The sequence below is a fragment of the Streptomyces sp. NPDC048337 genome (genome assembly GCF_043201175.1).
In the GTDB taxonomy this organism is placed as follows: Bacteria; Actinomycetota; Actinomycetes; order Streptomycetales; family Streptomycetaceae; genus Streptomyces.
In genome coordinates, this window is record NZ_JBICYR010000026.1 from 82,856 (window position 1) to 93,845 (window position 10,990).

Annotated in this window: 13 protein-coding genes; 8 read left to right on the forward strand and 5 right to left on the reverse strand. The window is 70.4% G+C overall.

All coding sequences use genetic code 11. The annotated features are described in order from the left end of the window. Nucleotides 1–251: 251 nt before the first annotated feature. Together ACGFYU_RS31875 and ACGFYU_RS31880 are read left to right on the forward strand one after the other, a co-directional pair. Nucleotides 252–1,991, forward strand: a complete 1,740-nt coding sequence (locus ACGFYU_RS31875; protein ID WP_393830790.1) for an amidohydrolase family protein — start codon at nucleotides 252–254, stop codon at nucleotides 1,989–1,991. Next, a complete protein-coding gene (locus tag ACGFYU_RS31880; RefSeq protein WP_393830791.1) occupies nucleotides 1,988–3,472 on the forward strand; it encodes an aldehyde dehydrogenase family protein in 1,485 nt (494 codons plus the stop codon). The genes ACGFYU_RS31875 and ACGFYU_RS31880 overlap by 4 nt, the downstream gene beginning before the upstream one ends. A gap of 45 nt (nucleotides 3,473–3,517) precedes the next feature. Here ACGFYU_RS31880 and ACGFYU_RS31885 read toward each other — a convergent pair whose 3' ends face one another. Continuing rightward, nucleotides 3,518–4,204, reverse strand: coding sequence for a hypothetical protein (locus ACGFYU_RS31885; RefSeq protein WP_393830792.1), 687 nt, complete (start codon nucleotides 4,202–4,204; stop codon nucleotides 3,518–3,520). Between the two features lie 287 nt (nucleotides 4,205–4,491). Here ACGFYU_RS31885 and ACGFYU_RS31890 point away from each other — a divergent pair, with 287 nt between their 5' ends. From ACGFYU_RS31890 to ACGFYU_RS31910, 5 genes are all read left to right on the forward strand, one after another. Beyond that, entirely contained in the window at nucleotides 4,492–6,057 is a 1,566-nt protein-coding gene (locus ACGFYU_RS31890; RefSeq protein WP_393830793.1) for an APC family permease, read from the forward strand. 163 nt (nucleotides 6,058–6,220) lie between these two features. After that, entirely contained in the window at nucleotides 6,221–6,670 is a 450-nt protein-coding gene (locus ACGFYU_RS31895) for a helix-turn-helix domain-containing protein (protein ID WP_393830794.1), read from the forward strand. A gap of 164 nt (nucleotides 6,671–6,834) precedes the next feature. Then, nucleotides 6,835–7,134, forward strand: coding sequence for a hypothetical protein (locus ACGFYU_RS31900; RefSeq protein ID WP_393830795.1), 300 nt, complete (start codon nucleotides 6,835–6,837; stop codon nucleotides 7,132–7,134). Nucleotides 7,135–7,172: 38 nt separating this feature from the next. After that, nucleotides 7,173–7,475 (forward strand): hypothetical protein, encoded by a 303-nt coding sequence (locus ACGFYU_RS31905; protein ID WP_393830796.1) that lies wholly within the window; start codon nucleotides 7,173–7,175, stop codon nucleotides 7,473–7,475. Nucleotides 7,476–7,512: 37 nt separating this feature from the next. Next, on the forward strand, nucleotides 7,513–8,334 hold the full coding sequence (locus ACGFYU_RS31910) for a DUF4239 domain-containing protein (RefSeq protein ID WP_393830797.1): 822 nt from the start codon (nucleotides 7,513–7,515) through the stop codon (nucleotides 8,332–8,334). Here the strand turns inward: ACGFYU_RS31910 and ACGFYU_RS31915 are convergent. Genes ACGFYU_RS31915 through ACGFYU_RS31930 form a run of 4 tightly spaced genes read right to left on the reverse strand, consistent with a single transcriptional unit; the run spans nucleotide 8,298 to nucleotide 10,363 of the window. Further along, the gene (locus tag ACGFYU_RS31915) at nucleotides 8,298–8,696 is read right to left on the reverse strand and encodes a VOC family protein (protein ID WP_393830798.1); all 399 of its coding nucleotides are present in this window, start codon (nucleotides 8,694–8,696) and stop codon (nucleotides 8,298–8,300) included. The genes ACGFYU_RS31910 and ACGFYU_RS31915 overlap by 37 nt on opposite strands. Nucleotides 8,697–8,734: 38 nt before the next feature. Continuing rightward, a complete protein-coding gene (locus ACGFYU_RS31920; RefSeq protein ID WP_393830799.1) occupies nucleotides 8,735–9,268 on the reverse strand; it encodes an NADPH-dependent FMN reductase in 534 nt (177 codons plus the stop codon). A 10-nt stretch (nucleotides 9,269–9,278) separates the two neighbouring features. Continuing rightward, nucleotides 9,279–9,530, reverse strand: a complete 252-nt coding sequence (locus ACGFYU_RS31925; RefSeq protein WP_393830800.1) for a DUF397 domain-containing protein — start codon at nucleotides 9,528–9,530, stop codon at nucleotides 9,279–9,281. Next, nucleotides 9,527–10,363, reverse strand: a complete 837-nt coding sequence (locus ACGFYU_RS31930; protein WP_393830801.1) for a Scr1 family TA system antitoxin-like transcriptional regulator — start codon at nucleotides 10,361–10,363, stop codon at nucleotides 9,527–9,529. The genes ACGFYU_RS31925 and ACGFYU_RS31930 overlap by 4 nt, the downstream gene beginning before the upstream one ends. 125 nt (nucleotides 10,364–10,488) lie before the next feature. Here ACGFYU_RS31930 and ACGFYU_RS31935 point away from each other — a divergent pair. Further along, nucleotides 10,489–10,990: ATP-binding protein (locus ACGFYU_RS31935; RefSeq protein WP_393830802.1), on the forward strand; the 502-nt coding region annotated here is incomplete at its 3' end.

Sequence of the window (10,990 nt, forward strand, 5' to 3'; positions counted from 1 at the left end):
CCCGGACCGCCGCCCCGAACCCTGCCCCGGCCGGGCGGCCACCGGCCGGGGCGCGGGGCTCAGCCTTTGCGTGTGCGGCGCCGCTCCGGGGCTCCGCCCCGCACCCCGCGCCTCAAACGCCGGCGAGGCTGAAATTGCCCTGCGGGCAATTCAGCCGGGCTTGGCGGACGGCATCAGCCAAAGTCCAGCCCCTCCGGCGTTTGAGGAGCGGGGTTTGGGGCGGAGCCCCAACTCACCCGAGAAGGGACGTCATGCTCGACCACCTGATCAAGGGCGCGACCGTCGTGGACGGCACCGGCGCCCCCGCCCGCACCGCAGACGTCGGCCTGCGCGACGGCCGGATCGCCCTCATAGCCCCGCCGGGTACGGTCACGGAAGAGGCCCGCACCACCGAGGACGCCACCGGCCTCGTCCTCACCCCCGGCTTCATCGACCCGCACACCCACTACGACGCCCAGCTCTTCTGGGACCCGTACGCCACCCCCTCCATGAACCACGGCGTCACCACCGTCGCCGGCGGCAACTGCGGTTTCACCCTGGCCCCGCTCAACCCGGCCCGCCCGGAAGACGCCGACTACACCCGCCGCATGATGAGCAAGGTCGAAGGGATGGCCCTCGCCGCCCTGGAGGAGGGCGTCGACTGGACCTGGTCCACCTTCGGGGAGTACCTCGACGCGCTCGACGGCCGCATCGCCGTCAACGCCGGCTTCATGGTCGGCCACTGCGCGCTCCGCCGGCACGTGATGGGCGAGGCGGCCGTCGGCGGCCAGCCCACCCCCGAGCAGCTGGACGAGATGCTGGCCCTCTTCCACGACGCCATGAACGCCGGCGCCTGGGGCCTGTCCACCACCCAGTCCTCCACCCACTCCGACGGAGCCGGCGCCCCCGTGGCCTCCCGGCACGCCCAGCCCGCCGAGCTCCTCGCCCTCTCCCGAGCGGTCGCCGACCACGAGGGCACCCAGCTCGAAGCCATCGTCGCCGGCTGCCTCGACCAGTTCTCGGACGAGGAGATCGACCTCTTCGTCGACATGAGCGCCGCCGCCGGGCGCCCCCTCAACTGGAACGTCCTCACCATCGACGCCGCCGTCCCGGAGCGCGTCCCGCGCCAGCTGATCCCGAGCGAGCGCGCCCGCAAGGCGGGCGGCCGGATCGTCGCCCTCACCATGCCGATCCTCACCCCCATGAACATGTCGCTCGGCACCTTCTGCGCGCTCAACCTCATCCCCGGCTGGGGTGAGGTCCTCGGCCTGCCCGTCCCCGAGCGGATCGAGAAGCTCCGCGACGCGGACGTCCGCGCCGAGATGCTGCGCCGCGCCGACAGCAAGGAGGCCGGCGTCTTCCGCCGCCTCGCCAACTTCGGGCGCTACGTCATCGGAGACACGTACAGCAAGGAGAACGAGGGGCTCAGCGGCCGGGTCGTCAACGACATCGCGGCCGAGCGCGGACAGGACCCCTTCCACTGCCTGGTGGAGATCTGCGCCAACGACGACCTGCGTACGGTCCTGTGGCCCATGCCCACCGACAACGACCCGGCGAGCTGGGCCCTGCGCGCCGAGACCTGGCAGCACGAGGACGTCATGCTCGGCGGCTCCGACGCCGGCGCGCACCTGGACCGGATGTGCGGGGCCCCGTACACGACCCGCTTCCTCGGCGACTGCCTGCGCGGCCGCAAGCTGGTCCCGCTGGAGCAGGCGGTACGGATGCTCACGGACGATCCGGCCCAGCTGTTCGGGCTGCGCGAGCGCGGGCGCGTAGCGGAGGGCTACCACGCGGACCTGGTGCTCTTCGACCCCGAGCGGATCGAGGCCGGCCCGGCGACGCTCGTGCACGACCTGCCCGGGGACAGCCCGCGGCTGGACGCGCGGGCCATCGGGATCGTGTCCGTACGGGTCAACGGCGTGGAGACCGTCCGCGACGACGAGGTGACGGGCGCGATACCGGGCATCGTGCTCCGGTCCGGCCGGGACACGAGGACGGTGAGCACCCGATGACGGACGCGGACGCGCAGAAGCTCTACATCGGCGGCGAGTGGGTGGAGCCCGGGGGCGGCCACTACGAGGTGGTCAACCCGGCGGACGAATCCGTGGTCGGCCTCGCCCCCGAGGCCTCGCGGACCCAGGTCGAGGAGGCGGCGCGCGCCGCCGCCGGAGCCTTCGAGACCTGGTCCCGTACGCGGCCGGAGGAGCGGGCGGCGATCCTCGACCGGGCCGCCGACATCATGCAGCGGGAGTTCGAGCCGTGGGCCGCGCTGGCCCGGGCGGAGACGGGCGCGCCGACCGGGATCGCGCGCGGCATGCAGGTCGGGGTCGGGGTCTCCCGCTTCCGGCGGTACGCGAAGGGCGCCCTGGAGCCGGTGGAGCGGGGTCTTCCGCCGCAGGTGACGGAGGCCGGCCCGATGGGGAAGGCGAGCATCCTGGGGGCGCTGGAGGTGCGCCAGCCGGTCGGCGTGGTCACCTGCATCACCTCGTACAACAACCCGTGGGCGAATCCGGCGGGCAAGGTGGCCCCGGCCCTGGCCATGGGCAACACGGTGGTGGTCAAGCCGGCCCCGCAGGATCCGCTGTCGGTGTTCAAGATGGCCGAGGCGCTCCACGAGGCCGGGGTCCCGGCGGGCGTGGTGAACGTGGTGTCGGGGCGGTCGGTGGAGGTCGGCGAGGCCGCCGTCGACTCCCCGTACGTGGACATGGTGTCCTTCACCGGCTCCACGGGCGTCGGTCAGCGCATCGCGGAGGTCTGCGGCCGGAGCATGAAGCGGCAGCTGATGGAGCTGGGCGGCAAGGGCGCGGCGGTCGTCATGGACGACGCGGACCTGGACGCGGCGGTGATGGGGATCGGGACGACCTTCTCCTTCTACTCCGGGCAGATCTGCACGGCTCCGACCCGGGTGATCGCGCACCGGTCGGTCTACGACCGGCTGATCGAGAAGCTCACCGGCTACCTGGCCTTCATGAAGGTCGGCGACCCGGCGGCGGCGGGCACGGTGGTGGGTCCGGTGATCTCGGCGGCGCACCGGGACCGCGTGGAGTCGTACGTGGAGCTGGGCCGCAAGGAGGGGGCGCGGATCGCCTTCGGCGGCGAGCGTCCGGTGGTGGGGGAGGGCCGCGGCTTCTACGTGGCGCCCACCCTCCTCGTGGACTGCACGAACGACATGCGCGTGGTCCGGGAGGAGATCTTCGGCCCGGTCGTGGTCGTGGTCCCCTTCGACGGGGACGGGGAGAGCGGCGAGGACGAGGCGGTCCGGCTGGCCAACGACAGCGACTTCGGCCTGCTGAGCTACGTGTGGTCCGGGGACTCGGCGCGCGCCTTCCGGGTGGCGCGCAGGCTGCGGGCGGGCGGGGTGGGCGTGAACACCATCGGCCGCAACATGGAGGCGCCGTTCGGCGGCTTCAAGCGTTCGGGCGTGGGCCGGGACGTGGGCTCGTACGCCTTGCACGCCTACAGCGAGATGCAGTCGATCGTCTGGACGGGCTGAGAAGACAGCCGGCCGGGGCGGCACGCGCCGCCCCGGCCGGGGCCGTCAGTCCTTGTAGTAGTCGGTGAGGACGCAGCCCTTGACCAGGGCGGGTTCCTTCCGGAAGCCGCTCGGCGGCTTGAAGTCCGGGTGGCAGTTGAGCATGAGCAGCCCGGCCTGCGGCTTCAGGAGGGCGGCCATCGCGGTCGAGCGGGTCGACCCGACCGTGAAGTCCTGGCCGACGACGATCCCGCTGTTGGGGTTGCCCTTCCCCTCCTTCGCATCGACCTCGGCCTTGAAGGCGGCCTGGAAGACCTTGGGGTCCTTGATCATGAAGATGCGGGTGTCGCCCCGGTCGCAGCTGCCGCGCTCGGTGACGGAGTACTTGCCGTCGTACTTGGCGTCCTCGTCCCAGTACTCGTAGCCGTCCTTCGTCGTGGTGATCTCGGTGCACTTGGTGTGGCCGTTGACGAAGCGGGCGGCCGCGGCGATGGTGCCGGCCTTGGGGAGCTTCTGGAACGCCGTCCCGTCCTTCGGGGCGTTGCCGTTGACCCCGCCGTTCTTGGTCGGGTTCTCCAGGGTGCCCTCGTCGGGGCCGCCGTCGCCCACCCCGTTGGCGTGGCCCGTGCCGCCGGCGACGGAATCCCCGCCGATGCCGCCGATCGCCGGGTTGCCGCCGCCTCCGCAGGCGGTGGCGAGGGTGAGGAGGGCCGTAACGGCCGTGACAGTGGTGATCATTGACTTGATACGCACGGCCCGGACTTTATGGCGATGATCATGTCAACGGCAAACGACCAGGGGGAAAGTGGCGGCGGTCACACGGGAAAGTTGAAAAGGGTAGAAAACGGGCAAGGCTGCGGTTTCCGTATAGCGGAACGTCATGTCCAATGCCTGGTGAACCACGGCCGAAGACTCAAGTGAACCTTGTATTGCGAGCCCGTGAAGACTCTCGATCTCGAGAATCAAAGGCATTTTGCCGGTCCGTGATGCGGACTTAAGACCTCCAGATGTGGAAAACGCACCGTCTAACGTCCTGACTCATGACTCAGCTGGACGTTCGGCCTCAGGTCGGAGACACGGTAAGCGGCGTCGCCGAGGGCGACGTCCGCGGCAAGGGCCTCGGCAAGGGGTCCGTCGGACTGGTGGGCAGTGCCGTCATCGGCATCTCCACCGTCGCCCCCGTCTACTGCCTGACCTCGACCCTCGGCTCCACGGCCGGTGAGGTCGGCGTGCAGATGCCGGCGGTGTTCCTCGCCGGCTTCCTCCCGATGCTCCTGGTGGCCTTCGCCTACCGCGAGCTCAACAAGGCCATGCCGGACTGCGGCACCTCCTTCACCTGGACCGTCAAGGCCTTCGGCCCGCGGATCGGCTGGATGTGCGGCTGGGGCCTGGTGATCGCCACGATCATCGTGCTCTCCAACCTCGCGGGCGTGGCCACCTCGTACTTCTGGCTGCTGGCCGGTGAGATCACGGGCAATCCGTCGATCGCGGCCCTGGACGACAACAAGTTCGCCCACATCGCCACCTGCCTCACCCTGATCGCCATCGCGACGGCCATCAGCTACCGCGGCATGACCGCCACCAAGGGCATCCAGTACGCCCTGGTCGGCCTCCAGCTCGCCGTCCTCGCCATCTTCGTGGCCATGGCCTTCCAGAAGGCCTCCGCCGGCACTTTCGACACCGGCCTGGACTTCTCCTGGTCCTGGATGAACCCCTTCGCGGTCGAGTCCATGGCGGCCTTCACCGCCGGACTCTCGCTCTCGATCTTCATGTACTGGGGCTGGGACGCCTGCCTGGCCACCAACGAGGAGACCACCGGCTCCGCCAAGACCCCGGGCCGCGCCTCGCTCATCGCGATGATCGTCCTGGTCGGCTCCTACCTGGCCACCGGCATCGCCGCCCAGATGGCCGTCGGCTCCGGCGACAAGGGCCTCGGCCTCGGCAACCCGGACACCTCCGACAACGTCTTCGCGGCCCTCGCCGGCCCGGTGATGGGCCCGATGCTCGGCATCCTGCTCTTCATCGCGGTCCTGGCCTCCGCCGCCGCCTCCCTGCAGACCACCTTCATCCCGGTGGCCCGTACGGTCCTGGCCATGTCGACGTACGAGGCCCTGCCGGCCTCCTACGCCAAGGTCCACCCGAAGTTCAAGACCCCGGGCCGCGCCACGGTCATGGCGGGCCTCGCCACCGGCGCCTTCTACACGGTGATGACCCTGGTCAGCGAGAACGTCCTGACCGACACGATCTTCGCGCTCGGCCTGATGATCTGCTTCTACTACTCGCTGACGGCCTTCGCCTGCGTCTGGTACTTCCGCAAGGACCTCGGCCGCTCCGCCCGCGACCTCTTCTTCAAGGGCGTCTTCCCGATCCTGGGCGGCGTGCTGCTGGCCGCGGTCTTCTTCAAGACCCTGTACGACGCCTGGGACCCGTCCTACGGCTCCGGCTCCCACATCCCCGGCCTCGACGTCGGCAACGTCTTCGTCATCGGCGTCGGCCTGCTGGCCCTCGGCCTGGTGATCATGTTCGTCACCGAGCGCCGCAGCCCCGCCTTCTTCCGCGGCGAGGTCCTCACCAAGTCCACCCCGGCCCTGGTCGTCGAGGACTGACCCCCCCGGCGCCCCCGCGCCCCCCCACCAGCCGAGTCATCCCCACGGCCCCGGATCGCCCCCGATCCGGGGCCGCGGGCGTTCACCCGAGCGGAGCGCGCTTGTGGCATGCCCGCCCCGCGCAGGTTACAGTTATTACAGTTGCCGGAGGAGGCTGGTTGAGATGGCGCGTACGAGCGTGCTCGCGAAGGCGACCACCGTGGAATCGAGCCCGGAGATCCAGGACGCCCTGGCGAGGGCGGGGCGGCTGGTCCCGGATGAGGTTGACGTCATACTGCGGGCCGCCGATGGCAGCGAGAGGGCTCTGCACAAGGAACTGGTCAGAATCCTCGCGGCCTCCGCGGATGAACTGGCCACCGGCCACACCGTCACCGTCCTGGCGTCCGAGTCGCAGCTGACCCCGGCCGAGACCGCCGAGCTGCTCGGCTTGTCCCGGCCCTTCGTGGCCCGGTTGCTGGACTCGGGTGACATTCCGTCGAGCCACTTGCCGGGCAGCAGCCACCGGATCGTGAGGCTTGCCGACGTCCTCGCCTTCCAGGAACGGCGCGCGCGCCGCCGGGAGGGCCGCGAGCGGTTTGCCGAAGCCGCGGAAGACGCCGGGCTGCCGTACTGAGCCGGCTGAGCGAGGGGGAACGATCGCTCCTTGAGTGGGAGCGTGTCATCGTCCGCGAGGGACGGCGATCCGCAGATTCGGCTCAGGCCGTCACGCGGGCGGTCCGTGAGTACTTCGGCGACTCCGAGATCGCGTACGCCGACTATGAGCACCTGATCGACGGGATGCCCGGCGGGGACCCGGACGACCGGCACCACGCGGCCGCGGCATGTGCTGCGGGTGCGGGCGCGCTGATCACCTGGAACCTCGCCGACTTCCCGGAGGCCGAGATGTCGCGGCTGGGTGTCCGCGTCCTGGACCCGGACACCTACCTCTGCGAGCTTTACGCGACATGGCCGGAGGAGGTCGCCGGCACGGTCGCCCGTATCGTGGCCGGGAAGCGGAATCCGCCGTTGACGTTCGGCGACGTCGTGGCCCGGTTGGGCAAAGCGGGAGTCACACGATTCGCGGAACGGCTGGATTGAGACGGTGACTCGGTCGTGGTGGGGTCGTTGGGTCGGGCATGACTGCCATCAAGCGCACCCTTGCCGCACTGGTCCTGTCCGGGGGCGCGGCCCTCGCCCTCACCCCCGTCGCCGCGCACGCCGACGCGAACGCCGACGGGCGCGCCATCGAGGGCCCGCCGATCACCCAGCGCCTCGGCGAGATCGCCAACCACCCCGGACAGGCCGTCCAGGACACGAAGACGGCCGTCGGGGCGACCACCGGAGCGGTCGGCTCCGCCTCGAAGGCCACCGGCAGCTCCCTCAGCGGCACCAAGACGGCCCTGCACGGGCTGCCCAAGACCCCTAAGGTCGGCGGCTAGCCAGGGCGGTCCGGCGGCGGCGCTCGTTGAGCAGCGCATGACCCTCTGGTTGCTCAATCACCTCAGCACATTTGTCATGGCCGTCCTCCTCGTCGGCGGCCTCACCGCCATCGCCGTGGCCGGAAGCCTGGCCGCGCGCCGCCGCTACCCGCACCTGGCCCGCGGGGACCACAACGAGATGGTCGGGGTCGCGCTCGGCATGTTCGGCGCGATCTACGGGATCATCCTCGCCTTCGTCGTCGTCACCCTGTGGACGCAGCTGGAGAACACCCAGACCATCGTCGCCACCGAGGCCACCGACCTGGCCCTCGTCGTGCGCAGCGCCGACGCCTTCCCCGAGGCCGACCGCACGCGCGTGCAGGAGGCGGTCGGCGCGTACACGCGCGCCGTCGTCGAGGTGCAGTGGCCGCTGATGCGGGAGGGGCAGCCGAGCTACGACGCGACCGGGCCGCAGACGCGCGCCCTCTACCAGGCCCTCCAGGCGTACGAGCCGCACGGCGTGCGCGCCGAGACCTTCTACGCCGAAGCGGTCACCCGCCTCAACGACGTCGCCGCCCAGCGCCGGGCCCGCGTCACGATGGCCGAGGCCTCACTGCCGATCCTGCTCCAGGTCCTCGTCTACGGGGGCGCGCTCGTGATCGTCCCCCTGACCTTCCTGTTCGGGCTGCGCAGCCTGAAGATGCAGCTGCTCTTCGTATCGGCGGTGGCCGGGCTGATCGGCTTCAGCCTGCTTCTGGTGATGGCCATGGACCGCCCCTTCGCGGGGGACCTGAGCGTGAGCCCGGAGCCCTACAAGGAGGCGGCCCTGGCGCAGTTCTGGGCTCAGCCCCAGGTACGGGAGCAGAGCACGAGCCGGTAGCCGTCCGGGTCCTCGACGGTGACGCCCCACTCGTCCCAGTACGGGTTGTGGGCGGCCACCCGGGTCCCGCCGTGGTCGACGAGGCGCTGGACGAGGGCCTCGTCCGGCGCCTCGCCCAGGTAGACCACGAACAGGTCGTCGACGGTGGGCGTGGGCGCGATCGGGTTCCCGGCGTCCCGGGTGAGCTCGAAGTGCCAGCCGCCCCCGGCGGGCCCGACCATCAGCAGGTCGTGCTCACCGGGCACGCTCTCGGCACTGCGCCACTGGACCTGGAGCCCGAGCCCGTCGACGTAGAACCGCTCGGCGGCCTTGAGGTCGAGGGAGGGGCGGGCGACACGGATGTGGGTACGTGAGTCGATCATGGGCTCAGCGTACGAAATCCCGTGCGGGCCCCACCGATTCAGGCGGGCACGTACACCGACTCCGCGAGTCGGGTGAGCAGGCCCCGGAGCCCCTCCAGGGTGTCGGGGTCGGTGATGCGCCCGTCCGTGATCTTGCGGGTGGCCTGCGGGATCAGCAGCCCGTCCGGCAGCACCCGGGCGTCCATCACCGTCAGGGTCTCCGCCACCCACGCCTGGGCCCGGCTCCCGCCCGTGGCGGCGGGCGAGGCACTCATCAGCGCCACCGGCTTGCCCGCCATCTCCCCACCGCCCACCAGCCACTCCAGGGCGTTCTTCAGGACCCCCGAGGTGCCGTGCGCGTACTCGGGCGTGGCGATGAGCAGCGCGTCCGCCGCCCCGAGCCGCTGCCGGAGCCCGGCCACGACCTCGGGGAGGTCGTGCTGCTCCAGATCGGCGTCGAAGTAGGGCAGCCGGCTCAGCGCGGGTTCGAGGGTGAACTCCCAGTCCGGGTCGCACAGCTCGGCGGCGGAACGCAGCGCGGACCGGTTCAGGGAACCGGCCCGCAGACTTCCGCACAGGGCAAGGATCTTCATACCGCCCAGCCTATGCGGGCGTGCCCGTGACCCCACCGAGGAAGCCGGTCCAGGCACGGGGGCTGACCGCCAGCTCGGGGCCGGCGTGCACCTTGGAATCGCGGATGTGGATGGTGTCGGCGCAGGTAGCGACCTCGACGCAGCTGTCGCCGTCCCCGCTGCTGTACGTGGACTTGTGCCAGGAGAGCGCGACTTCGACGCAGTCGTCGCCATCGCCGCTGCTGTAACTGCTCTTGAACCACCGGAGTCGGGAGCTGTTCACAGGGATCCTCGCAATCGCATCAACAGGCCCACGGTGTCCGCAGGATTGAGGGCCTGGATGCGAAGTTTGGCATACCGCTGGTGGAGGAGGCTGAGGTCTTTCGGGTCGGTCAGCACCCGGCCCGACTGCTGGCCTTCGCTGTACCCCGCCCATTCGTGCTCATCGGTTTCGAGGAGGCGGAAGGGGCCGCCGAGGCCCGCGTGCTCGGGGCTGATCAGCGGCATGATCTGCAGATCGACGTTGGGCAGTTTCGCGCACTCCAGCAGGTGGTCGATCAGCTGGCGGATCACCTCAGGCCCGCCGGTCTGCCGGAGGATCACCGCCTCGTCGATGATGAAGCTGAAGACCGTGTACGGGGTCCGGTACAGGAGTTGCTGCCGCTTCAGCCGGGCTGTGATCCGGTCCTCCGCCTCCTCTGCGGTGGGCGGCGGCAGGACGGCCTCGACCAGGGCGCGGGCGTAGGCCTCAGTCTGTAACAGGCCCGGAATCGACCGTGATTCGTACGTATTGAGTGTGAGGGCCTTCTCCTCCAGCTCTGCCCACCTCCGGAACCACTTCGCCAGCCCCCGCCTCCGCGTCAACTGGTTGGCCGCGAGCCGGATGACGCCGAACGTGTCCAGCGCCACCTCCACCCGGTCGACGAACCTCGTAGAGGGATGGCGTCGGCCCTGCTCCACGGAGCCGACGTACTGGACCGAGTAGCGGATCTCTCCGGCCAGTTGCTCCTGGGTCAGGCGGGCCCGTTTGCGGGAGGCCTTGACCATGTCCCCGAAGTTCTTCAGGTCGTTGTCCGGCTCGACCTCGTCGTCACCGCTCTCGTCGGCATGCGTCATCGCGGTCACCTCCGCAGCCAGGTTTACGGACGGTGACCACGCCTGTCCAGAGAGTGGACTCGTACAGTTGAAAAGTAGCGGTCGCGGTGCTGGGAACTCCCCTGGCCACACGGGACGTTGTCACCATGACCGCACCCTCCGGCCCGGCCGTGACAGTCGTACGCACGTTCACTCAGCGTTTCAGCTCCACCCGGCGCGGGGCCCGCCTCGCGCGGCAGCTGGCGCTCGTGGAACTGCATGCGTGGGGGATCCCCGAGTCCACCGCGCTGTCGGCCGACGCCGGGCTGATCGTCGCCGAGCTGGCCGCGAACGCCGTCACCCATGGCCGGGTCCCCGGGCGGGACTTCGAGCTGCGCATGACGCTGCTCGCGGGCGTGCTGCGCATCGAGGTCTCCGACGCCCGCCGCGACCGCCGCCCGGCCCTCCAGCCGCACGCGTACCAGGCCGAAACGGGCTACGGCCTGCGCATGATCGACGCGGTGGCCACCGACTGGGGCGTCCTCGACCGCCTGATCGGCAAATCGGTCTGGGTCGAGTGCGCCTTGGAGGCGTCTGAATGTATCCCCGGCTCAGCCGGGAGGGATTTGGAGGATATCCCTGGGTCGAATGACTCACCTGGAGTCGAAA